General features: G+C 60.4%; 18 protein-coding genes and 2 pseudogenes. 14 read left to right on the top strand and 6 right to left on the bottom strand.

Annotation, left to right across the window (positions count from 1 at the left end):
* The first annotated feature begins 61 nt into the window (after positions 1 to 61).
* From AC6R19_RS06760 to AC6R19_RS06750, 3 genes and pseudogenes are all read left to right on the top strand, one after another.
* A complete protein-coding gene (locus AC6R19_RS06760) occupies positions 62 to 2,878 on the top strand; it encodes a M16 family metallopeptidase (RefSeq protein WP_500579028.1) in 2,817 nt (938 codons plus the stop codon).
* Between the two features lie 64 nt (positions 2,879 to 2,942).
* A pseudogene (gene rimK, locus AC6R19_RS06755) lies at positions 2,943 to 3,866 on the top strand (30S ribosomal protein S6--L-glutamate ligase); the annotation flags it as partial.
* On the top strand, positions 3,843 to 4,139 hold the full coding sequence (locus AC6R19_RS06750; RefSeq protein WP_500579192.1) for a cation:proton antiporter regulatory subunit: 297 nt from the start codon (positions 3,843 to 3,845) through the stop codon (positions 4,137 to 4,139). The pseudogene rimK and the gene AC6R19_RS06750, both read left to right, overlap by 24 nt.
* Positions 4,140 to 4,150: 11 nt before the next feature.
* Here AC6R19_RS06750 and AC6R19_RS06745 read toward each other — a convergent pair whose 3' ends face one another.
* Positions 4,151 to 4,765 (bottom strand): glutathione S-transferase family protein, encoded by a 615-nt coding sequence (locus AC6R19_RS06745; protein WP_500579027.1) that lies wholly within the window; start codon positions 4,763 to 4,765, stop codon positions 4,151 to 4,153.
* 333 nt (positions 4,766 to 5,098) lie between these two features.
* Here AC6R19_RS06745 and AC6R19_RS06740 point away from each other — a divergent pair, with 333 nt between their 5' ends.
* Positions 5,099 to 6,421 (top strand): metal-dependent hydrolase family protein, encoded by a 1,323-nt coding sequence (locus AC6R19_RS06740; protein WP_500579026.1) that lies wholly within the window; start codon positions 5,099 to 5,101, stop codon positions 6,419 to 6,421.
* A gap of 144 nt (positions 6,422 to 6,565) precedes the next feature.
* Here the strand turns inward: AC6R19_RS06740 and AC6R19_RS06735 are convergent, their stop codons facing one another.
* Entirely contained in the window at positions 6,566 to 7,273 is a 708-nt protein-coding gene (locus AC6R19_RS06735; protein WP_500579025.1) for an SIMPL domain-containing protein, read from the bottom strand.
* A 105-nt stretch (positions 7,274 to 7,378) separates the two neighbouring features.
* A complete protein-coding gene (locus AC6R19_RS06730) occupies positions 7,379 to 8,542 on the bottom strand; it encodes an aminotransferase class V-fold PLP-dependent enzyme (protein WP_500579024.1) in 1,164 nt (387 codons plus the stop codon).
* A 78-nt stretch (positions 8,543 to 8,620) separates the two neighbouring features.
* Between AC6R19_RS06730 and AC6R19_RS06725 the strand changes: the two genes are divergently transcribed.
* Positions 8,621 to 9,061, top strand: a complete 441-nt coding sequence (locus AC6R19_RS06725; RefSeq protein ID WP_500579023.1) for a VOC family protein — start codon at positions 8,621 to 8,623, stop codon at positions 9,059 to 9,061.
* 147 nt (positions 9,062 to 9,208) lie between these two features.
* Entirely contained in the window at positions 9,209 to 10,609 is a 1,401-nt protein-coding gene (locus AC6R19_RS06720; protein WP_500579022.1) for a YadA-like family protein, read from the top strand.
* Positions 10,610 to 10,613: 4 nt separating this feature from the next.
* On the opposite strand, the gene AC6R19_RS06715 is transcribed toward AC6R19_RS06720, so the two are convergent.
* Positions 10,614 to 11,519 (bottom strand): LysR family transcriptional regulator, encoded by a 906-nt coding sequence (locus AC6R19_RS06715; protein ID WP_500579021.1) that lies wholly within the window; start codon positions 11,517 to 11,519, stop codon positions 10,614 to 10,616.
* A 133-nt stretch (positions 11,520 to 11,652) separates the two neighbouring features.
* Between AC6R19_RS06715 and AC6R19_RS06710 the strand changes: the two genes are divergently transcribed.
* The 8 genes from AC6R19_RS06710 (at position 11,653) to AC6R19_RS06675 (ending at position 21,608) form a co-directional block, all read left to right on the top strand.
* Complete coding sequence (locus AC6R19_RS06710; RefSeq protein WP_500579020.1) at positions 11,653 to 12,513, top strand: pirin family protein; 861 nt, start codon at positions 11,653 to 11,655, stop codon at positions 12,511 to 12,513.
* 66 nt (positions 12,514 to 12,579) lie between these two features.
* Positions 12,580 to 13,203, top strand: coding sequence for an isochorismate family cysteine hydrolase YcaC (ycaC, locus tag AC6R19_RS06705; protein ID WP_500579019.1), 624 nt, complete (start codon positions 12,580 to 12,582; stop codon positions 13,201 to 13,203).
* 152 nt (positions 13,204 to 13,355) lie between these two features.
* Positions 13,356 to 13,925: an NADPH-dependent FMN reductase gene (locus AC6R19_RS06700; RefSeq protein WP_500579018.1), complete on the top strand. Its 570-nt coding sequence runs from the start codon at positions 13,356 to 13,358 to the stop codon at positions 13,923 to 13,925.
* Positions 13,922 to 14,845, top strand: a complete 924-nt coding sequence (locus tag AC6R19_RS06695; protein WP_500579017.1) for a pirin family protein — start codon at positions 13,922 to 13,924, stop codon at positions 14,843 to 14,845. Before AC6R19_RS06700 ends, AC6R19_RS06695 begins: the two co-directional genes overlap by 4 nt.
* Positions 14,846 to 14,897: 52 nt before the next feature.
* On the top strand, positions 14,898 to 16,085 hold the full coding sequence (locus AC6R19_RS06690; protein ID WP_500579016.1) for a low temperature requirement protein A: 1,188 nt from the start codon (positions 14,898 to 14,900) through the stop codon (positions 16,083 to 16,085).
* Positions 16,086 to 17,487: 1,402 nt separating this feature from the next.
* Positions 17,488 to 20,070, top strand: coding sequence for an autotransporter family protein (locus AC6R19_RS06685; RefSeq protein ID WP_500579015.1), 2,583 nt, complete (start codon positions 17,488 to 17,490; stop codon positions 20,068 to 20,070).
* A gap of 445 nt (positions 20,071 to 20,515) precedes the next feature.
* Positions 20,516 to 20,950 (top strand): SRPBCC family protein, encoded by a 435-nt coding sequence (locus AC6R19_RS06680; protein ID WP_500579014.1) that lies wholly within the window; start codon positions 20,516 to 20,518, stop codon positions 20,948 to 20,950.
* A 421-nt stretch (positions 20,951 to 21,371) separates the two neighbouring features.
* Positions 21,372 to 21,608, top strand: coding sequence for a hypothetical protein (locus AC6R19_RS06675; RefSeq protein ID WP_500579013.1), 237 nt, complete (start codon positions 21,372 to 21,374; stop codon positions 21,606 to 21,608).
* 283 nt (positions 21,609 to 21,891) lie between these two features.
* On the opposite strand, the gene AC6R19_RS06670 is transcribed toward AC6R19_RS06675, so the two are convergent.
* A complete protein-coding gene (locus AC6R19_RS06670; RefSeq protein ID WP_500579012.1) occupies positions 21,892 to 22,449 on the bottom strand; it encodes a hypothetical protein in 558 nt (185 codons plus the stop codon).
* Positions 22,450 to 22,995: 546 nt separating this feature from the next.
* Positions 22,996 to 23,135 (bottom strand): annotated as a pseudogene (locus AC6R19_RS06665) (IS256 family transposase); the annotation flags it as partial.

Here is a 23,135-nt window from a genome sequence, read left to right as displayed (position 1 = left end):
TCCTCCTATAATTGCCTACACTTTGCTTTTCGAAGTCCGGTCATTTTCAGGGAATAACAACATGACTCTGCGCAGTGTTCCTATCAGCCTTCTCCTCTGCACGCTTTTCCTCGGTGCCTGCGGCAAGCCGGAGGGGGAGTCCCACCGCGCGATGAAGGTGGACAAGGAAGCCGCCGCCAGCAGCCGCGCGGCAGCGGCGGACAAGAAAGCCTATGTGGAGCCTCCCAAGCTGGAGATTCCCTTCCATAAGGAGGTGCTGGACAACGGCCTCACCGTGATAGTGCACGAGGACCGCAAGGCGCCGGTGGTGGCGATCAATATCTGGTACAAGGTGGGCTCCAAGGACGAGTTGCCCGGCAAGACCGGCTTTGCGCACCTGTTCGAGCACCTGATGTTCAACGGCTCGGAGAATTACCCGGGCGAGTACTTCGAGCCCTTCCAGCGCTCCGGTGCCACCGATATGAACGGCACCACCAACAACGACCGCACCAACTATTTCGAGACGGTGCCCAAGGGCGCGCTGGATATGGCCCTGTGGATGGAATCGGACCGCATGGGCCACTTTGTCGGCGCCATCACCCAGGAGAAACTGGACGAGCAGCGCGGGGTGGTGAAGAACGAGAAGCGCCAGGGGGAGAATACTCCCTACGGCCAGGCTTTCGACACCATCGCCAGCAGTACCTTCCCTCCCTACCATCCCTATTCGTGGACGCCGATCGGCTCCATGGAGGACCTGGACAACGCCAGCCTGGAGGACGTGAAAAAGTGGTTCCAGGACTACTACCAGCCGGCCAACGCGATACTGGTGATCGCCGGCGATATCTCCGTAGAGGAGGCCATGGCCAAGGCGCGGGAGTATTTCGGCGATATCCCCAGCAGCGAGGTGCAGCCGCGCCTGAAGAGCTGGGAGCTGCCGACCCAGGTCAACAAGCGCGAGATCATGTTCGACCAGGTGCCGCAGACGCGTATCTACAAAGTCTGGAATGTGCCCGCCATCGGCAGTGAGGAGGAGGACGCTCTGGACCTGATCACCTCCCTGCTGGCCAACCGCAAGAACTCCCTTTTATACCGCCGCCTGGTGCGCGACGAGCAGGTGGCTACCAATGTGAGCGCCTTCTACTACGGGCGCCAGCTGGCGGGGCAGCTGATCATTGTGGTGGACGTCAAACCCGGGCAGTCGCTGGAAAAGGTGGAGAAGTTGCTCGATGAGGAGCTGCGCGACTTCGCCAAAAGCGGTGTGGACGCCGAGGAGCTGCGCCGCATCAAGCAGAGCGAGTTCGCCAGCCTGGTAAAGGGGCTGGAGAAAATCGGCGGCTTTGGCGGCAAGAGCGACATCCTGGCCCAGTCGGAGTTCTACTACGGCGATCCCAAGGCCCTGATCGACGGCCTGGAGGACTATGCCGAGGTTTCGGCGCTGGAGGTCCAGGATGTGGCCAGTCGCTGGCTGAAGCCGAACAGCTACACGCTGGTCATCAAGCCCAAGGGAAAATACTCGGCGGCGGAGCAGGGCGTGGACCGCAGTGCACTGCCGGCGGTGGACAAGACCGTGGACCTGGAGCTGCCGCAGCAGAAGGAGTTCACCCTGGATAACGGCCTCAGAGTGGTGCTGGCGGAACGCCACGACACGCCGGCAGTATTTATGAACCTGCAGTTCAGGAGCGGCGCCGCCGCGGATGGCGACAAGCCGGGCCTGGCCTCCATCGCCGCGCGCATGCTGAGCGAGGGCGCCGGCGACCTGGATGCGCTGCAGTTCAGCGCGCGCCAGGAGGAGCTGGGCGCGAGCATCGGCGCCGGCAGTGGGCTGGACTACAACAGCATTACGTTCAGTGCCCTGAAGGCCCAACTGGAACCCTCGCTGGAGCTGTTCGCCAAGGTGGTATTGGAGCCGCTCTTCCCGGAAAAGGACCTGGCCCGGGTCAAGTCCAACCGTCTCGACGCCATAGCCCAGGAGAAGGCCCAGCCCCAGGGGCTGGCCCTGCGCACCCTGCCGCCGCTGCTGTTCGGCGAGCAGCACCCCTACGGATCGCCGCTGACCGGTTCCGGCACCGTCGAGGGTGTCAAAGCCGTCACCCGCGACGACCTGGTGCAGTTCCACAATACCTGGGTGCGCCCGGACAACGCCACCTTGACTATCGTCGGTGACGTCACCCGGAAGGAGATAGAGCCGCTGCTGAATCAGGCACTGGCGGACTGGAAGGCACCGAAATTCGAGCTGGCAAGGGTGCAGGTGCCGGCGGTGGAGCGGCCGCAGCAGGCGAGGGTGTATCTGCTCGACCGTCCCGGCGCCCAGCAGAGTTACATCATGGCCGGCCTGGTGATGCCGCCCTGGCAGCCGGAGGGCGCTGAGGCCTTCGATGCGATGGCGAGCATCATTGCCGGCAAGTTCACCTCGCGGGTGAATATGAACCTGCGCGAGGACAAGCACTGGTCCTATGGCGCCCGCGCCGTATCCATGGATACCGATGGCCAGCGCCCCTATATCCTCTTCGCGCCGGTGCAGACCGACAAGACGGCGCCGGCGATCGAGGAATTGCTGAAGGAATACCGCAGCTACCTCGGCGACAAGCCGGTGCGGGAAAATGAGCTGGCGGACTACCGCGACGACGAGGTGCTCAAGCAGAGCGCGCGCTTCCAGACCAAGGGGCAGTTACTGTCCAGCATCACCTGGCAGCTGGAAAAGGGGCTGCCGCCGGAATATATCGCCGAGTACCCGCAGCGGGTCTCCGCTCTGACCAAGGAGCAGGTGGAGGCCTCGGCGCGGGAGTTCCTCGCGCCGGAGCAGTTTATCTGGGTGATTGTCGGGGACCTGGATCAGATCCAAAAAGATATTGAGGCGCTGGATATCGGGCCGGTGGAGGTCCTCGGCCAGGAGCCCTGATGGGAACCGGCCGGTGGCCCCGCTGTCTGCCAACGGCGGCCTCCCCGCTTAAAAGGCGACTTTTATGAAGCTTGCCGTTCTCTCCAGAAGCCCCGACTGCTACAGCACCCGGCGCCTTACGGAGGCGGCCCGGCATCGCGGGCACGATGTCTCGGTGCTCGATACCATCAGGTTCGCCATCGAGCTGCAGCGGGGAGCGCCGGATCTCTATTACCGCCAGAAGCGGCTAGAGGACTTTGACGCGGTACTGCCGCGTATCGGTGCATCCATCACTTACTACGGTACGGCAGTGGTCCGGCAATTTCAGGAGCTGGATGTCTTTTGTGCCAATACCGCGCACGGAATCAATAATTCCCGGGACAAGCTGCGCAGCCTGCAACTTCTGAGCCGCCATCAGATCGGCATTCCCCGTACCACCTTCGTGCACAACAGGAGAGATGTGCTGCCCTCCATCGAGCGCGTGGGCGGCGCACCTGTGGTGATCAAGCTGATTGAGGGGACCCAGGGGATCGGCGTCTTACTGGCGGAGTCGGTGGAGGCCGCCGAGGCCATCATCGAGTTGCTGCAGAGCCAGAAACAGAATGTGCTGATCCAGAAATTCGTCGCCGAGAGCAAAGGGCGCGACATTCGCGCGTTTGTTGTGGGTGATCGTGTGGTGGCGGCCATGCGCAGGGTGGCGCAGGGGCGTGAGTTTCGCAGTAATGTGCACCGGGGCGGTATTGCGGAGCAGGTGTCGTTGTCTGAGGAATATATGGAAACCGCTGTTCGCGCCACCCAGATCATGGGGCTGCAGGTGGCTGGAGTGGATATGCTGGAGGGCAGCAGCGGCCCGCAGATTATGGAGGTCAATTCGTCTCCCGGGCTGGAGGGGATCGAGCGCTGCACCGGACTGGACGTTGCCGGCGCGGTAATCGAGTATATTGCCGCTCATGTGGATTTCCCGGAAATTGATGTGCGCCAGCGGCTGACCGTCAGCAAGGGGTACGGTGTCGGCGAGATCTATGTACCGGAGGGGTCACATTTCGTCGGCCGTACCATCGCGGAGACGAAGCTGTACGAACATGACATCAATGTGCTGACCCTGTACCGGGGCGCCACCGCAATACCCAATCCCAGGCCTCAGCGGGTGCTGGAGCCCAACGACAAGCTGCTCTGCTTCGGCAGGCTGGAAGCCATGCGGGGCATGGTCCCGGCCAAGACGAGGCGCCGGCGCCGCCCGGAGATCTCGACTCTGGGTGGCGATGCCGGCTCCTCGACCTGAACCCCGGATTCTCATGCAGAGGCGCTCGGCCGAGCACTCAGCTGCTCGCGCCAGCGTATCAGGTTCGGGTGCTTCTCCGGGTCCGGCCGCAATTTCACCACCTTGCCGAAGTCCAGTGAACAAAGCATGCCGATATCGGCCACCGAGAAGTAATCCCCCACCAGGTACTGGCTGTCTGCCAGGTGCTGATCCAGCACCTCGAAAAACTTCAGTACCTTCTTGCCACAGTCCTCGCCGTAGTCCGGGAATACGGCCATACGGTCGGCAAAGAAGCCGGAGGTGTGCTGGAAGCACATGCCCACATTGAGCATCATGTTGAAGTCGGCGCGGCGGTTCCACATCTCCACCAGGGCCTTTTCCCTGGCATCGTGGCCGAACAGCGGCGGCTCCGGCTGCAGCTCTTCGAAGTAGCGCTGGATAGCCACCGATTCGGCGATGCAGCTGCCGTCGTCCAGCTCCAGCACCGGCACCTTGGCGTTGATGTCGCGGCGCCGGTACTCGTCGGTGAGGTTCTCGCCCTTGGCGAGGTCCACCGGTACATATTCCACGTCCGCTATGCCTTTCTCGGCCAGGTACATGCGCACCCGGCGGCAGTTGGGGGCGCTGGCGTATTCGTAGATTTTCATCGGGGCTTCCTCTCGACTCTTCGCCTGGGGCCCCTTCCCCTGGGACTCTTCCCTTGGGTTGGGGGGGCGCTTGGGGTAGATTGTGCAACTTAAAAACTCCAGTTTCGACGTTCACAACGGGGGCGGAGAGTCCCCGGCTGGTATTGTGCGCGGCCCCGCTGCCGGTGGTTACCTGGCAAATGTTTACCGATGAGGTTTTTTGCCAGGTAACCACCGGCAGTGGGGCCGCTCGAGGCCGCCTCTGCGGGGCTACCAATCCCCGTCCCCGTGAACACCGGAACTTGAGTCTTTTAAAAGCTATACGACTCTAAGTTGGATTTAACGGGTGGGACAATGACAACAAGTACCAATCGGGGCAACCTCCGCAACCGCGCCGCCGCCGCGCTGCTGGCAATTTGCAGCGGCCTGTTCTGCGCCCAGTCACTGGCTGAGGCGACAGCCATCTACGCCGGCAGGCTGTTTGACAGCGAGAGCGGCAAGCTGCTGGAAAATCGCACAATCCATGTCGTCGACGGCCGCATAGAGTCGGTGCAGAAGGGCTTCGCCAAGCGCGACCGGGAAAAGCTGGTGGACCTGCGCAACTACACGGTACTGCCGGGGCTGATGGACATGCATACCCACCTGGCCTACGAGTACGGCCCGCGCACCTATATGGAGACCTTTACCTGGAATCCCGCCGACTACACCCTGCGCGCGGTGGACACGGCGCGGCGCACCCTGCAGGCCGGCTTCACCACGGTGCGCGACCTGGGTGACAGCGGGAATGTCACCGTCAGCCTGCGCAAGGCGATAGAGGCCGGCACCATCGAGGGTCCGCGCATCTTTACCGCCGGCAAGTCCATCGCCACCACCGGCGGCCACGCCGACCCCACCAACGGATACCGCGGCGACCTGATGGGCAGCCCGGGCCCGGCGGAGGGGGTGGTCAACGGCCCGGCCAGCGCCCGCGAGGCGGTGCGCCAGCGCTACAAGGACGGCGCCGACCTGATCAAGATCACCGCCACCGGTGGCGTGCTCAGTGTGGCCAAGAGCGGCCAGAATCCGCAATTCATGGCCGACGAACTGGAGGCGATAGTGGCCACCGCGAAGGACTACGGCTTTACCGTGGCGGTGCACGCCCACGGCAAGGAGGGCATGGACCGGGCCATCCGCGCCGGCGTCGACTCCATAGAGCACGGCACCTATATGGATGGCGAGACCATGGAGCTGATGAAGCGCAACGGCACCTGGTATGTGCCGACGCTGATGGCCGGCGAGTGGGTCACGCAGAAATCCGCGCTGGAGGGTTTCTTCCCGGATATGGTGCGCAGCAAGGCCGCCACCATAGGGCCGCTGATCCAGAATACCTTTGCCAACGCCTACAAGCGCGGGGTCAGAATCGCCTTCGGCACCGACAGCGGCGTCAGTCGCCATGGCGACAATGCGCGCGAATTCGCATTGATGGTTGCCGGTGGCATGACCCCTGCCGACGCCATCCGCAGCGCCACCTGGAATGCGGCACAACTGCTTAAGGTTCAGGACGAACTGGGCAGTGTCAGCGAGGGCAAGAAGGCGGACATCATCGCCGTGGCCGGCAATCCGCTGGAGGATATTTCCGAGTTGCAGCGGGTGCAGTTTGTGATGAAGGACGGGAAGGTGTTTGTAAATGCGGAATGAGGAAATACGGACAGATTCTGCCGCCTGCGCTTTGCTGTCAAGCTGTTATTCCGGGAGTACGGGCGCGGACGATATGTCAGACAGTGTGCATAATGTCTAGCGCGCATTCCGCATTCATCGTTCCGCATTCCGCATTTGGAAAGGTTACTTCAGTTCGAAAACCAGGTCCAGATTCACCGTCAACGTGGTCTCCCCCGGTGCCACCGGTGTACTTGCGTCCGCCTTTGCCGCGGCCATTTCGGCGCGCATCATCGGCCGCGGAATGCCGGGACCGCCGTTTTCGGAAACGCTGACGATGCGGCGCACCTTCATGTCCAGGGACTCCGCATAGGTCTCGGCGCGGCCCCGGGCCTTGTCCAGCGCCTGCTTGCGCGCCTCGGCCATCACCGGTTCCGGTTCGCCGATTTCGAGGCTGGGGCCGTGGATCTGGTTGGCGCCGGCGGCGGCCAGGGTGTCCAGCACCTCGCCCAGTTTCTCCAGCTTGCGCACCTTGACGCTGACGGTGTTCCTGGCCTGGTAGCCGGTGATCTGTGGCTTGCGGCCCTGCTGGTAATCGTAGCGCGGCGACAGGCTGATACCGCTGGTCTGCACGTCCTTGTCATCGATGCCGGCTTTCTTGATCGCCTTCATCAGTTGCTCCATCTGCACGGCGTTATCGCGCATCGCCTGTTCGCTGTCCTCCGCCTCGGTTACCACGCCGGCGGAGATATTGGCCACGTCCGGCACCTTGCTCGCTTCGCCGGTGGCGGAGATGGAGACCAGTGTGCCGCTCTGTGCGGGGTGGCGGTCGCCTCCGCAGGCGGTGGCGAGCAGCGCGAGCAGGGCGATGGTGGAAATTTTTACAACCTTCATGACATTTTCCTTGTTGGTTGTTCTAGAAACTTAGTGAAAACAGTGGGTGGGATTGTAATCGCTGTATTCTGAACACAGGCTGAGCGGATTGGTTCCCGAACCCCGTCAGCCGAACACCTGCCGATAATCTTCCCCCTCCCGGTGATAAATCGCAAAGCCCAGCCGCAGCAGCCGCTGGCGGCGGTCGCTCAGTACGGCGCGGGACTTGAGTTCCCGCTGCAACTGTTCCGATTTCTCCGCGGTACCGCAGTCGAAAGTAAAGAAGTGCCCGTGGCCGTTTTCCAGGTCGTGGTAAATCAGCTTGTCCCGGTTCAGCAGCGGGTGGCCGGCGGCATCCATGGTGTCGAGGAAGTGCTTCTGTGCGGCCAGCACGTAGTCGTGGATCTTCTCCACCGTGATGCCTTCCCGCCCGAACAGTTCGAATACCGCCAGGCCCTTGTACAGGCTGGAGTAGTCCATGGTAGCGCCGGCGAAGCGCAGCCAGTTGTCGCCGAAGCCGACCCGGTCGGCGCGGTTCTCCAGTTCCTCCAGTTCCGCGAACCAGCCGGTGTTCAGCGGGCGCAGCTGGCAGTCGGCGGGGATGCTCATAAAGCACATGCCCTCGCCGGCGCCGAGGTATTTGTAGGAGCCGGCGGTGAAGAAAACCCTGTCGGCAATCTCGCCCAGGTCTATCGGGCGGGCGAAGAAGGCGTGGTAGCCGTCGATCACAAACTCGGTGCGCACCGGCTTGCGCGCGGCTATCTGCAGCAGCTGGGGGAATACCACACCGGAATCGAAGAAGACCTGGCTGGCATAGGCCAAGTGGTAGTCGCCGCGGTGCAGCTCCTGTTCGAAGCGCTCCGCCAGGGTCGCGTAGGGCTCCTTGGCAACGCGGGTCACCTCGACATTGGACAGTTCCTCCAGGCGCTGCAGTTGGCGGGCGAAGCTGTAGAATTCGCCATCGGTGGTGAGGATGCGCAGCGGCTTCGTCAGGTCGAAGGCGCTGATCAGGCGGTAGACCAGCTCGTGGGTGTTGGGCGCAATGGCGATGCGGTCCGGGTCCGGCAGGTTGAGCACACTCGCCACGGCTTTCTGCCAGGCGGGGATCTTCTCCTCGAAGATGGGCCCCCACTTGTCGTCGGCCAGCAGGGCCGAGTCGCGCCAGTACTGCTGCACCGCGTCCAGGGTGACGTCCGGCCAGTAGTGGTGGGAGTGGCACGCCATGTGCAGCATCGGGGAGGAACCGCCGCTGGGCGCCTGTAAAAATTGTGAATAGTATTTCTGATACATTTGGTTCTGGTTTCAGCAAACTGGATCTTTTAAATTGTGCCGCGATTGTAGTGGCTGGGAAAAGGAAGGAGTAGAGGCGTGGAATATCTGCACACAATGGTACGCGTATCGGACCTGGAAGAGTCGTTGAAATTTTATTGCGAGAAGCTGGGCCTGCAGGAGGTCAGCCGCAAGGATTACGACAAAGGGCGCTTTACGCTGGTGTTTCTTGCCGCGCCGGGCGACGCGGACACGGCGCGGGAGAAGAAGGCCCCCTGCCTGGAGCTGACCTACAACTGGGATCCGGAGACCTACAGCGGCGGGCGCAATTTTGGTCATCTGGCCTACCGCGTGGACAATATCTACGCAATCTGCCAGCGGCTGATGGATGGGGGTGTCACCATCAACCGGCCGCCAAGGGACGGCCATATGGCCTTCGTGCGCTCGCCGGACGGCATCTCCATCGAGCTGCTGCAGAAGGGCGAGCCGCTGGAACCGCAGGAGCCCTGGGCGTCCATGGGAAATGTCGGGGAGTGGTGATCCGCAGCCTGAATCCGCTTGTGCGCGGTCGTGGATTGCCCCTTTAGCTCCCGACTTGGCGCGGTGTGGAAGGTGGTCGGGCTGCCGGCCCGACCCGTAAAAATTGAACTACACTCCCACCATTCTGTTCACAGGGAGTGTAACAAAATGCCGCGTATAACCAGTTGCCGGGCACTGGCAAAAGATTTTTTGCTTGCCGCAGTGCTGTTGTGGGTCACCTCGCTGGGAGCTGTCTCGAATGTCGCGCGGGCCGACAGTGGCCAGTTGGTGATCTGTCCGGGGCCGGATGAGGGGACCGCTGAGGGGCGCAATCTGGGCTATGCCGGTACCGGCGATCAAACCTGCACCGGGGACGTGGCAGTTGGTATGGCCAATGGCGCCGAGTCGGGCACGCCGACTAATTATCCCGGCAATGCCACCGGCGAGGTCCGCATCGACAAGGACGGCACCGCGACAATGCGCGGCGATGGCGCCGGTGGCGCCAATATCACCAGCACCAATACCGTTACCATTCGCGGCGAGGCCGGCGTGGATATACAGGGGCCGGCGACCTTCGACAGCGACGCCAGTATGAGTGGCAACCGCATCACCGGCCTGGCGCCGGGCGTGGACGGCACCGACGCCGTCAACCTGGACCAGTTGAATGTGGTGGAGGACAAGGCGGATCAGGCGCAGACCACCGCCGACAATGCCCAGGCGGACGCCGATCAGGCGCTGCTGGAAATAGAGGATCGAGTGCACCTGGGCACCCGGCAGGGCGCCAACGCGCTGGCCGGCGGCGAAAGCAGTGCCGCCACCGGCGATGACGCCACTGCCTTCGGCGAGAACAGTCTCGCGGCGGGCGCCAAGGATTCCGCCTTCGGTGCCAATGCACGGGTCAATGCGGACAGCAGCACCGCCGTTGGGGCCAACGCCAATATCAGTAGCGGCGCCATCGAGTCTGTGGCGGTGGGCGCGGATTCCAGTGTCACCGCCCCCGGCGGCACCGCCCTGGGCTACGGGACCGAGGTCAACGCCAACAATTCCGTCGCCCTGGGCAGGGGATCTGTCGCCAGTCAGGAGAATACCGTCTCTGTGGGTAGCGCGGGCAACGAGCGCCGCGTCACCAACGTGCAGGACGGCGAGGACGATACCGACGCGGTCAACGTCCGACAGCTCAATGCGACGCTGCAGGAAGCAAAGGATTATACCGACCAGCAGCTGCAGGGGATATTGAACATGGAAAACAATGTCATTGAGCTGGGCAACCGCCTCGACCGGCAGCAGCGGCAGATCGACCGGCTGGATGAAAACATCAACCGCACCGGCGCCATGGCGGCGGCCATGAGCCAGGTCTCGGCGAATAGCGCCACCAACCGCTGCGCCGATCCGCGCGACTGGCGCAGCTGTCGCGGCCGGATTGCCATCGGCGCCGGCTGGCAGGAGGGCGAGAATGCGGTGTCGATCGGCTACGGCCGCCCCATCTCGAAGCGGGGTTATGTGACCTTCGGCGGCGCCTTCAGTAGCGGTGTATCCTCGGCGGGGATCGGTGTCGGCTTCGATCTCTAGCCGCTCAATCCTCCTCGAAGGAGGCATAGAAGTCGATTAGCGCATCGATCAGGGCGCGCACGGAAGGCAACAGCCCACGCCGGGATGGAAAGACCACGTGGATGATGTCCCGGTGCGGCGACCAGCCGGAAAGCAGCCTCACCAGTTCCCCGTTGCGCAACTGTTCCTCCACCACCAGTATCGGCAGTTGCACCACACCCACGCCGGCGACAGCCGCACTGCGCAGCGCGATCATATCCGTCGTCACATAGCGCGGATTGTGGTAGATGCTCGACTCGGCACCATTCTCGCCGTACAGGGTCCAGCTGTAGCTCTGCTGCGGCACCCCGAGCCCGAGGCTCGGCCAGCCGTTCAGGTCAGCCGGCACAGCCGGCTCGCCGAACCTTTCTACCAGTTTTGGGCTGGCGACCAGGCAGAGGCCGCGGTCGGAGAGCACGCGCATTACCAGGTCGCTGTCCTCCAGCGGGGGAGGGCGCACGCGCAGGGCCACGTCGACGCCTTCGCCCAACAGGTCGACCCGGCGATTGGTGGCCTCCAGGTGCACGGTGATCTTCGGGTAGCGGACCAAGAAGTCTGCGAGCATTCCGCCGATGTGCGCGTGCAGCAGGGCGATGGGGCAGGTCATACGGATCACCCCGGCGGGTTCCGCCCGCACCGAATCGATGGCCTCCTGCGCCGCCTCTGCCTCCACCAGCATCGCCTTGCAGTGTTCGTAGTAAGTCTGTCCTATCTCGGTCACCGAACAGTGCCGCGTGCTGCGCTGCAGCAGGCGCACTCCCAGGCGCTCCTCCAGTGCGGCGACGCGGCGGCTCAGCTTGGACTTGGGGATGCCCAGTGCGCGACTGGCGGGGGCGAAACCGCCGTGGTCAACGGCCTGTACGAAGTAATAGAGATCATTCAGGTCCTGCATAGCGCCAGCCCATTTACTGTTCCAAATTTGAGACACTGAGGTGTAAAACTGCAGGCTAGCACCTCTGGTGTTGCAAAACTATCCTGCCTCCATCGATTCGGCCAATGCCGGCCGCCACTGGAGAAGTTGAGAAATGAAGCAGGTCCTCGGTGTCTACAGCGCTCCCCGCCCGCACTGGGTGGGCGACGGCTTTCCGGTGCGTTCGCTGTTTTCATATCAGACCCACGCCGAACAACTGAGCCCTTTCCTGCTGCTGGACTACGCCGGTCCGGCGGATTTCGCGCCAACCACCCGCCGCCGCGGTGTCGGGGAGCATCCGCACCGCGGTTTCGAGACGGTGACCATTGTCTACCGCGGCGAGGTGGCCCACCGGGACTCCACCGGCGAAGGCGGTGTTATCGGGCCCGGCGACGTGCAGTGGATGACCGCCGGCGCAGGGATACTGCACGAGGAGTATCACTCGCCCGCCTTTGCCGAGTCCGGCGGGACCCTGGAAATGGTGCAGTTGTGGGTCAACCTGCCGGCGCGGAACAAGATGACCGAGCCCGGTTACCAGGCGATCCTCGCGCAGGATATACCGCAGGTGTCGCTGCCGGATGCGGCCGGCGAATTGCGGGTGATCGCCGGTGAATATGCCGGCGCTGCCGGGCCGGCAAATACCTTCACACCGATGCAGGTGTGGGATCTGCATCTATCCTGTGGCGGCACCGCCGAGTTTTCGCTGCCCGATGGTTGGAGTGCCGCGCTGGTGGTACTGGACGGCACAGTGTCGGTCAACGGCGTCGCCGAGGCCGGTGCGGCGCAGATGGCCGTGCTCGGCCGCGAGGGCGAACAGGTGTCCATACGGGCCAGTAGCGACGCCAAGGTGCTGCTGCTGAGCGGCCGGCCGATCGATGAACCGATTGTCGGCCACGGGCCCTTCGTCATGAACAGCCGGCAGGAGATCGTCGAGGCGATCGAGGATTTCAGCCGCGGTCGTTTCGGCGGCCGGTAACGCCGGCTAGCTTTTTCAAACGATGCCGGCTGTTGGTCGGCATACCAACCCCCGAAGGAGAAACCCATGAGCAAACCCTATGTACGACTCGACAAAGACAACGCAGCGGTACTGCTGGTAGACCACCAGGCCGGCCTGCTGTCACTGGTGCGGGATATCGATCCGGACAAGTTCAAGAACAATGTACTGGCGCTCGCCGACTCGGCCAAGTACTTCGACCTGCCCACCATTCTCACCACCAGCTTCGAGGACGGCCCCAACGGTCCGCTGGTGCCGGAACTGAAGGAGATGTTCCCGGACGCCCCCTATATCGCGCGCCCGGGTCAGATCAACGCCTGGGACAACGAGGACTTTGTCAAAGCCGTCAAGGCGACCGGCAAGAAGCAGCTGATCATCGCCGGTGTCGTGACCGAGGTCTGCGTGGCTTTCCCGACCCTGTCGGCGCTGGCTGAAGACTTCGAAGTTTTCGTGATTACCGACGCATCCGGCACCTTCAACCCGCTCACCCGCGATGCGGCCTGGGAGCGTATGTCCGCCGCCGGTGCCCAGCTGATGACCTGGTTCGGCGCCGCCTGCGAGCTGCACCGCGACTGGCGCAACGATATCGAGGGCCTGGGTAACCTGTTCTCCAATCATATTCCGGATTACCGCAATCTGATTACCAGCTACACCACCCTCAAGGGCGAGTGATAACCCACTCGGAAAAATCATCCGCCGCTGAGGCGGGTGGCTTTATACTAAGCCCGCAACCCTTGTGGTTGCCGGGTGAATAGTTGGCCCGGCAGCGTGCTTCGCTGCCGGGCTTCTGTCTTGTCTGTAGATTAAAAGAACAGGAAAGAGCCATGTCCGACAAACTTCGCATTCTCGGTATTTCCGGTAGCCTGCGCACTGATTCCTACAACACGGCGGCACTGCGTGCGGCCGGCGAACTGGCGCCGGAGAATGTTGAGCTGCGGATCGCCGATCTCGCCGACATCCCGCTGTACAACCAGGAACTGGCCGACCGGGAAGTACCCGTCGCGGTGGCGCGCCTGTCCGACGCCATCCAGTCGGCGGACGCGGTGCTGTTCGCCACACCGGAATACAACTACTCGATTCCCGGTGTGCTGAAGAATGCCATCGACTGGGTCTCCCGGCAGTCGCCGCAGCCGCTGGCCGGCAAGCCTGCCGCGGTGATGAGCGCGAGCATGGGCATGCTGGGCGGCGTGCGCGCGCACTACGATCTGCGACAGATCCTGGTCTACCTGGATGTGCACTTTATCAACAAGCCGGAGGTGATGATCGCCCAGGCGCAGCACAAGTTCGATGCCAACGGCGCGCTGGCAGACGACATGACCCGCGACTTCGTTCGCCAGCAGATGGCGGCGCTATGCGAGTGGACGGATCGACTGAAGCGGGGGGCGAAGCAGTGAGTACCCTGGAAAAAGACCTTGAACGGGAGGAGTGCCGGCTGGAGCAGGGGTGCGGCGCCCTGACAATGGTCATTCACCCCAAAGACAAAGATCTGGGCGGTTTTTCGGTGCGCCGTTGTCTGCCCAATACCGCCTGCAAGGCTGTGGGGCCGTGGATCTTTTTCGATCACATGGGGCCGGCGGAATTTCTGGCGGGCGAGGGTATCGACGTGCGCCCGCATCCGCACATCAATATCGCCACCGTCTCCTACCTGTTCGAGGGCGAAATCCTCCACCGCGACTCCCTCGGCAGCGAGCAGGTAATACGCCCGGGGGATATCAACCTGATGGTTGCCGGCAGTGGCGTCGTGCACTCCGAGCGCGAACGCCCGGTTGTGCGGGATTCCTCGCACCGGGTGCACGGCCTGCAGTTGTGGTTGGCACTGCCGGATCAGTACGCCGAGATGGATCCGGAATTTCACCACTACCCGTCGGAGGCGATTCCGTCGCTGACGGTCGACGGCGCCGCCGCGCGGGTGATCATGGGCAGCGCTTTCGGCGTCACCTCCCCGGTTAAGACCTTCGCCGAAACCTTGTATGTGGAGATGCACCTGCAGCCGGGCCAGTCGGTCGAACTGCCGATGGCGGCCGAGCGGGCGGTGTATGTGGCCAGTGGCGCGGTGAAGGCCAGGGACATGGAAATTCCGGCGCACGCGATGGGAATCTTCGCCGCCGAAGAGGGTGTGGTCCTGGAGGCCGGCGAGGAGAGCCGCATTGCAGTTATCGGCGGTGAGAGTGTTGGCCCGCGGCGGATCGAGTGGAACTTTGTCGCCGCCACTGACGCGCGCCTCGAGTCCGCAATCAGCGACTGGAAATCCGGGCGCTTTCCGAAAGTGCCGGGCGATACCGAGGAGTTTATTCCCTTCCCGGGCGGCGACTGAGATCGACCGCGGGTGCTCAAATACATAACAGAATGACTTGGGAATTTTGAGTATGTTGACTGCATTGTCCGGGGGCCTGTTCCGCCTCAAGGGTGGGGCCAGGGAGCACAAGGTCGATTTCGTCGAGCTGTTTTTCGACCTGGTGTTCGTCTACGCGATTACCCAGACCACCCATGTGCTGATCGAGCATCCCGATCCCCTGGGGGTGTACAGCTTTTTTCTGATCCTGCTTTCGGTTTGGTGGGTTTGGGTTTTCACTACCTGGGTCACCAACTGGCTCGATCCGCAGAAGGTGCCGGTAAAGCTGCTGCTGTTTGCGATGATGTTGGCCGGTATGCTGATGGCGATCGCCATCCCCCACGCCTTCGACGACTATGCTCTGATGTTCGCCTGCGCCTATATCTTCATGCAGCTGGGCAGGACGCTGTTCATGTGTCTGGCGTGTCGCCGGCAGCGACCGCAGGTGCACAGTACCTTCGTGCGCATGGCGGTGTGGTTCGGCGCCTCGGCACTGTTGTGGCTTGCCGGCGCTCTCGCGGATGAGTCGGCCCGCCTGCTCTGGTGGTCGGCGGCGGTACTGGTGGAATACGCCTCGGCGATGACCTCCTTCTATGTGCCGTTCCTGGGGCGTTCCAGCAGCGCCGAGTGGGACATTTCCGGTGAACATATGGCCGAGCGCTGTGGCCTGCTGGTGATCATCGCCCTGGGTGAGTCCCTGCTGGTGAGCGGTTCCACCTTTGCCGACCTGGACTGGGATGCCGCCACCGTCACCGCGTTTGTCAGCGCCTTCGTGGCCACCGTGGCCATGTGGTGGATCTATTTCAACCTGGCCGCCGAACACGCCAGCGAAAAGCTCGGCGAGATGGAAGACACAGGCGCGGTGGGGCGGCTGGTCTACACCTATGTGCACTTCCTGATCATCGCCGGCATAGTGATCATTGCCGCGGCAGACGAGTTTGTTCTGGCGCACCCGCTAGGCCATACACCGGGGAAAGTGATTTGGACTATCGTCGGCGGTGCCGGCATCTACCTGGTAGGTAATATACTGTTCAAGTGGCTGATATTTCGCAGCCATCCCCTGTCCCATTACTTGGGCATACTGCTGTTGTTGCTGCTGATCCCCTGTGCCCTGTGGATGCCACCGGTGGTGTTGGGTGCCATTGCTTCCGCGATTCTGGTGTTGGTGGGCGTTCGCGAGACGCTGGTAGTCTCCGCCGCCCGGTATCAAAAAGGTGGCTAGCCTGCACTTCTCGTGATCTCGCTCATTCTGGGCCCGGCAATTCACCGCGCGGAACATCGCCCCCCCCGGTAATGTCCGCCGCAATATGTTCGCGCCGCAACGTCCGGGCCTTGAGTTTCGGGGATACGTGCGCGCGCCGGAATTTATTGTACTGGCGGATTGTCGACAGGGTGTGACGACACCCCGATAGCAATGCCGCCGGCCATTGGTGGTCAGGCGGGGTGACTGCTTCCTGTCTACTGGAAAGCCTACTGGAAATTGCTTCTGTACGGAGCGGCTATGGTTTTATCTCAAAAACTTTTATTAAGAGCGTTCTATATATTTTGGGAATTTCCATTGCCGGACACACATAATGGAATCGAGGCCGGTGGAAGAGGTTCCCCGGGAAAGTGCCAGGTGGGTTAATCCCCATGTGATGGAGTAGGGACAGAAGAACGTGGCTAGAATACTTAAAAATCAAGGTTGGTTTAGCATAGCCGGGACAGCTTACTGCGGGTTTCCCGGTTAGTCGCATCTCAGGAAGGTGATTGTCCGGTCAGCGCCCCGTGGGCTACCCGAGTGCCTCCCTGTTCTGGTCACTACAGGGAGTTAAATGATGTACGGTTCTACTTCAGCGTCTGTTGACACACCGCACAGAATCCTGGTGGCTGCCTACGGTGCAGCTCCCCACCGCCGAACTTTCAGTGCCGGGCTCCTGTACTTCGCCGTGCTTGTCGGCGTCACGGTTCTGGCGGCCGCCGCACCGCAGTCGCTGATGGCTCAGCAGGTCGTGGCCGATGGCACTACCGAAACCGCGAGCGGGACCATAGATACCGGCACTGCTATCGGGGTTGACGGTATCGGCTTGTATGCGCTCAATAATGGAGTCATCGAAAGTTTCAGCCCTCTCGACATAATCACTGGAGGAGACAGCGCACACGGGGTTTCAGCGACGAGGGGGGGAAGCATCACCATCTCCAATGACTCCTCGATTCAGGTCTCGGGCGTGGATGCGTGCGGGGCTTATGTCTTGCGCGGAGGAACGGTCACCATCCTCGGCGGATCCACGATTCAAGCGTCCGGGTATCATGGAGACGGGCTCATCGCTTCGGGCATCGGCACGAAGATCACTGTCACCGATTCCACCGTGGCAGCTACGGCAACGGGAGCGGGAACGGGATCAGGTTTTGCCGGCTACGGCGCTGTGGCTGGCAGTGGAGCCGAAATTTCCTTGTCGGGTGTTACCCTCAGCGGATCGAGGGGTGCCGCGGCACTTTTTGCCGCCAGCATGGCACTGGATGGCGGCTCGGTGACAGGTTCTGGTTATAAACAGCCTGTCCTTTTCGCCAAGGGGGCAGGCTCCACGCTCACGGCCACCGGCACGACCATTCAGGGAGCCAATAGCGGCGTGTTTGGAGCCTTGGTGGAAGATGATGCGAGGCTCTCACTGGCGGACAGCTCGGTCACCAGCGATGGAACTGGCCTGCTGTTGCTTTCCAATAGCACTGCAGCCCTGACCAATACCGACGTCGCGGCCAGCGGAGCCTTCGCGCACGGCGCCGAGCTTTCGGGCAGCAGCACGCTCAACGTCGACGGCGGCTCGATCACCGCTGCCGGAGCAAGTGCCAACGCCCTGCGCGGTAGCGGGGGAACTAATACGGTGACCCTCGAAAACGCGATCCTGATATCGGAGCAGACCTCTGGCATCGGGGTGGTGGGCGGAATCCTGGACGCGACCGTCACCGGTTCGTCCATCAGCGGCAGCACGGTGCTGTTCGAGGTGATCAACACCGGCACGCTCAACCTGACCGCCAATACCTCTACACTCACCGGGGCGGCCATGACGGAGGACGGAAGTAGCTTCGGCGTTACCTTGCAAAATGGCACAGTCTGGACCGTGCAGGATGGCCTGGCCGTCGCAACGGAAGCGGGCAGTAACGGCACTATCGATGTGAACAGCGACAGCGTATTGGATGTTTCGTCGCTGATGCCTGGCGACGGCGCGGCCCAAGTCAACTTCGACGGCGGCATACTGCGCGCCCTCGCCGACAATGCCGATTTCGTCACTGGCTTTTCCGGAACCGAACTCAATATCGAATCCGGCGGTTTAACTGTCGACGACAACGGCTTTACGGTAGCCACTGATGCTTCCTCCGCCTTCAGTGGTGTGGGCGGGCTCACCAAGCGCGGCAGTGGCAGTGTTATCTTGCTGGGCGACAACCCCTACTCCGGCAGCACCAGGGTGCTCGAGGGCACACTCGCGGTGGGCGATGCGAGTCATATGGATGCGGCCATTTCCGGCGGTGGGGGCGGTGCCGTAGCCGCCGGCGCCACCCTCGGCGGCTACGGCAGCGTGACGGGAACCGTGACCAATGACGGCACTATTGCCGTCGCCGATGCCGCCCCGGTTTTCGCAGGCGGAGCCAAGGGTGATTTCATCATTAACAGCGGATTGGTCAACAATGCGCTGGCCCAGATCGCCGGCAGCGGCATCGGCAACCGGCTGCTGGTATCGAATTATGTGGGCGGCCCCGGCAGTTTCGTCGCCCTCAACACCTTTCTCGGCGGCGACGGCTCGCCGTCCGATCTGCTCGTGATCGACGGTGGCAGGGCCAGCGGTAACAGCAGCCTGCAAATCCGCCAGGTGGGCGGGGAGGGCGCGCTGACCACCGGCAACGGCATACTGGTAGTGGACGCCGTCAATGGTGCCACCACCAGTGCCGGCGCCTTCACCCAAGGCAACGCGCTGCTGGCTGGCCCCTACGAATACACCCTCTATCGCGGCGGTATCAGCGCCGGATCGGAGGAGAGCTGGTTCCTGCGCTCGACACTGGAGGAACCTGAGCCCGGCCCTGAACCCGAGCCCGAGCCCGGCCCTGAGCCCGGTCCCGAGCCCGGTCCCGAGCCCGGACCCGAGCCCGGACCCGAGCCCGGACCCGAGCCCGGACCCGAGCCCGGACCCGAGCCTGGACCCGAGCCTGGACCCGAGCCTGTCCCCACGGCTAACTACCGCCAGGAAGTGTCGCTGTACACCGGCGCACCTGCGCTGGCGCTGATCTACTCACGTCAATTGCTCGATACCTTGCACGAGCGCCGTGGCGGTAACGCCGCGCGGCCGGAATTGCCTGCCGAAATGTCCGGCCGGGTCTGGGCGCGGGTTATCGGTCGCGACGGCGAGCACGGTGGCGATGACCGCGGAATCTGGGGCAAGGGCCCCGGCTTCGACTACGACCTGGGCGCACTGCAGTTGGGTGTCGATGTATACCGCGCAGGCAATACCGTTAGCCGTACCGAGGCCGGCCTGTACATCGCCGCCGGTCGTGCCGACGCCGATGTGGATCACGACAGGCCCGACGATGCCAGCTTCCGCGCTGGCGACATCGATCTCGACAGTTATTCCCTCGGCGCGTATGGCACCTGGTTTGGCAGCGGGCCCGGTGTCGACAGCTGGTACCTGGACGGGGTACTGCAGGCCAGTCGCTACGAGCTGGAGATGCACGCCGAGCGCCGCATCCCCGGTTTGCGCACGGGCGATACGGCCGGTAGGGGCCTGGCCGCCTCGCTGGAGACAGGCTATGCCTCGGGCTTCGGCGACGGCTGGATACTGGAGCCACAGGCGCAGTTGGTGTATCAGGACCAAGACCTCGACAACTTCAACGATGGCTTCGCCCGAGTGCGCTACCGTGAACTGGACTCGCTGGCAGCGCGCCTGGGTCCGCGCCTGGCGCGCACCTGGGGTGTCGCGCCGCAACGTTATACCGCCTGGGCAAGGCTGAGCCTGTGGCATGAGTTCGAAGGAGAGCCGGAAACCCGCTTGTCTTCCGCCGCCGGCTTCGTGCCTTTTACCGCGGAGCTGGACAGTACTTGGCTTGAGTTCAATCTGGGCGCCAGTCTGCAATTCTCCACCGGCACCACCCTCTACGGGAGCCTTGGCTATGAGCAGGGTACCAGCAACACCAGCTCCCATACGTTGGAGGCCCAGCTCGGCTTCAGAAGCAGTTGGTGATCGAGAGCGAGCAAAGCGAGCGGTGGCTTTCAGCTACTGCACGTTAGCCGGGGTGTAGAAATGAACAGTGGCGATCGACACCGGCTGCCTACAAAAGGCGCCGATGCCATGGAGCATGCGAAAGCCAGGTGCCAGCGCAAATATAACAATAACCTGAGGCCTACTCGGCCGCCGCCCCAGTAATCGCAGTGTTAATTTCTTCTATATTGATCGGGTGATTTGTAACTTCAGGTGATTGTATGCGCCCCCGTATGTTCCCTTCCTCTTGGGTTGGGGCTGTCACGCTGGCTCTGTGGGCAAGCATTTCAGCTTCCGCTGCCAGCAAGCCGGACGAACTTTATGCCGCGGATTGGCAATTAGCCTGGCACTACTACAGAGCTCATGAACACATTGTTAGCCCCTCCCGCTATCTCTTCGCCGGTCAGAAACGGCCGTAGTCAGCGGCGTGATCAATGCACCTATCGAACAGGTTTTTTCGATCTATTCAGACATCAGTAACCATATTGGACACCATCCTTTCCTTACAGACGTGATTGAGCACGAAGAGTATGCCAATCAGAATGGCGTGAAGATCCGAAACTTTACTGCGATTGAGGTGATACCGGTTGCGGGAATTCCCACAACCAACGAGACCCATGTTCGGCAAAGGATTTCTCCGGGCAGCTATAGCTACCAGACTGATAGCTGGACACTGCCCAATATAGTTACTCACCAACAGGTCGAATTCACTGCAGTTGATAGTGGCACCCTGGTTACGGAAAAAATCGTTTTCGAGGCCAATGTTGCTCTCATAGATTTCACAGTTGAAAATGTGGTCTATGCACACGAGCAGGCAATGGAAAGTATCAAGCTTGAGATTGAAAACGACGATTTTTATTAATAATTACAATATCGTGTTACTCGAGGCTGGTGACAAGGGGGCAGCGGTCTCTGCCTGCCGAAAACCTACAACCTGTAGATCCTTGGGGCGATTCTGACCAGTGAATCGATAATCGTGAAAGCTGACCGAGCCGATCAACACCGACAAATAATTGCCGGTCTCGGCCTATTCGAGCAGGTAGTGCACAACGCTATGGATGCCTGCGCACAGATTTCCTCCCACTTCTCGAACCGGTTATGCCACTCTATGACCTTGGACACGAAGCTTGCGGAGACATCGAAAGCAGTTACAAGGTTTGATTTACAGATTTCCAAAATCTGTTTTTATATTTACTTGAACGTCGAGCTACGTCGGTGGCCGGGCTATTGTTACGTTTACCGGTTCCATTAAATCTGGAGCATTTGACGGAAATGGGGCTGTCATGACAGTAGTTGCGCCGACTCTAAACCCGCTGTATTACCTCAATTCACCCGGATTGACTGAAAAAATTGGCGTTTCTACGTTGAGTATTCTCGATATTTATAGAATTTCTGATAATAAAGGTGAAGATACTATAGGCGCAGGATCCTTGTTTGGTGGTAGAGTAAAGATCGTCAGTTTAATCCACGGTCTTTATCGCTGCGTGCCAGAAACCAGATGTTTGTATGGGGGTAAGTAGAATCTGTTGTGGCACATACTGGGGTGCACCAGATCCTTAGATAGCTCCTTGAGCGCGTGGCCACATTCGATTTCCATACTGGCTCCAGTGTGTCTTAACCAGTGAGTAGATGTCCTTCTTTCTCTGTAATGGATTTGTATAAATAAGGCATTCCGTCAGGGGAGATCCTTATCGACTGTCTTTTTAACCGCTGGCGATAAGGTATCTCCATTTATATGTTTTTAAGAGATGAAAACCATTGGTAACAGGTTGTTACATCCCGCTTCTGACAGCATCAATTCTACTATTGCTGTAAAAATTGCGCCGTTACTGGGCCACTTATAGATTCTAGTCCTCCGAATAGACAGTCGAGATAGGTAAGCTCCGGAATATCATTGTAGCTGAGAGTGAGAATACTTCCTGCAAATCGTCCCGATTCTACTTCGCCTTGCAGAATGAAAACTCGGGGTACTGACGGCACGCCGAGTTCAATATTGAATAATTCAATCTGTGCAGACTCCCAATTTATATTGCTGGTCACTTGATCATCCCAGGTGACTAGAGCTGTCCCACTCAATTCCCCGTTAAAAAGACACGATAGATTTCCAACCCCTTGAACCTCATTAATAACTGCGGTATGTACTGATTGGTCTGACGCAAAAATGCAGCCTTCGACACGTCCAGAGCCATTTATATCTGTCGAAATAGTGGTCAACGTAAGGTTAGGGTTAAAGTTAAGTGTGACATCACCTAATGCACAGGAAGCATCGACAGTTTGAGCGTTAGTTGAAAGTGATGTAGAAAGGGATAAAATAAGAAATAAAAACCCTAAGAATGGATTTATTTGGTTTTTAGATTTCATGGTGTTTTCTCCTTTTGGCTGTTGATTCGATGGAAATTCAATGCGGGCTTTGCGACTGCATATACATTGAATATAGGGCGAGAGCACTTCTGTCGAAGGTAAAGGTTCATAATTCAATTTACTCTTCGACAGTGAGTAATTTTATCTTCAAAACAACTTTATTCGAGAGCAAATTGCGACATAAACTGATATTTGGTTGGCATTTTTAATGAAAAGTGGGGGTTTATTATTAATTGTTTTTGGTCAAAGAGATTGTTTTTAATGGGCTGTTTTGTTTATTTTGTCCTATTTTTTATAGCGGCTTTCTAGGGGGTGGATAATAAGTTTGACATGACATGACATGAAGAGATCTGTGTATCGTCTGATTTTAATATATACGCCATTTCGTAATGGGCGGGTTCTGCAATCTCCTGCTGATAGGATATTTATACTTCCACGAATCGCTGATCGACGTTTATAGGAAGCTGGAATTTCATTAATGGGTTGTCATTCCCGTAACTGGAAGAAAAGTGAGGGTGTTCAAAACTCTGTGTCAGCCAAATAGCCTCACAGGCTGATGTATTTCTCCAGGCGGTCCGGGAAGTGGATCGTCAGCTGTGATAGCGTCAGGTTCCAGTTCTGAATCGGATGCGTCCATCGCTCGGAGGCTTTCAGTATACCGGCATAGAGCAGTTTGAGTAAGCTGT

The organism is Microbulbifer sp. SE14, from assembly GCF_059834885.1.
Note: the sequence above shows the minus strand (reverse complement) of the source record. Positions and strands in the feature narration are given on the sequence as shown.

Coding starts and splice junctions, on each gene's coding strand:
- AC6R19_RS06760 (WP_500579028.1), top strand. CDS start 62: ATGACTCTGCGCAGTGTTCCTATCAGCCTTCTCCTCTGCACGCTTTTC.
- AC6R19_RS06745 (WP_500579027.1), bottom strand. CDS start 4,765: ATGAAAATCTACGAATACGCCAGCGCCCCCAACTGCCGCCGGGTGCGC.
- AC6R19_RS06740 (WP_500579026.1), top strand. CDS start 5,099: ATGACAACAAGTACCAATCGGGGCAACCTCCGCAACCGCGCCGCCGCC.
- AC6R19_RS06735 (WP_500579025.1), bottom strand. CDS start 7,273: ATGAAGGTTGTAAAAATTTCCACCATCGCCCTGCTCGCGCTGCTCGCC.
- AC6R19_RS06730 (WP_500579024.1), bottom strand. CDS start 8,542: ATGTATCAGAAATACTATTCACAATTTTTACAGGCGCCCAGCGGCGGT.
- AC6R19_RS06720 (WP_500579022.1), top strand. CDS start 9,209: ATGCCGCGTATAACCAGTTGCCGGGCACTGGCAAAAGATTTTTTGCTT.
- AC6R19_RS06715 (WP_500579021.1), bottom strand. CDS start 11,519: ATGCAGGACCTGAATGATCTCTATTACTTCGTACAGGCCGTTGACCAC.
- AC6R19_RS06710 (WP_500579020.1), top strand. CDS start 11,653: ATGAAGCAGGTCCTCGGTGTCTACAGCGCTCCCCGCCCGCACTGGGTG.
- ycaC (WP_500579019.1), top strand. CDS start 12,580: ATGAGCAAACCCTATGTACGACTCGACAAAGACAACGCAGCGGTACTG.
- AC6R19_RS06700 (WP_500579018.1), top strand. CDS start 13,356: ATGTCCGACAAACTTCGCATTCTCGGTATTTCCGGTAGCCTGCGCACT.
- AC6R19_RS06690 (WP_500579016.1), top strand. CDS start 14,898: ATGTTGACTGCATTGTCCGGGGGCCTGTTCCGCCTCAAGGGTGGGGCC.
- AC6R19_RS06675 (WP_500579013.1), top strand. CDS start 21,372: ATGACAGTAGTTGCGCCGACTCTAAACCCGCTGTATTACCTCAATTCA.
- AC6R19_RS06670 (WP_500579012.1), bottom strand. CDS start 22,449: ATGAAATCTAAAAACCAAATAAATCCATTCTTAGGGTTTTTATTTCTT.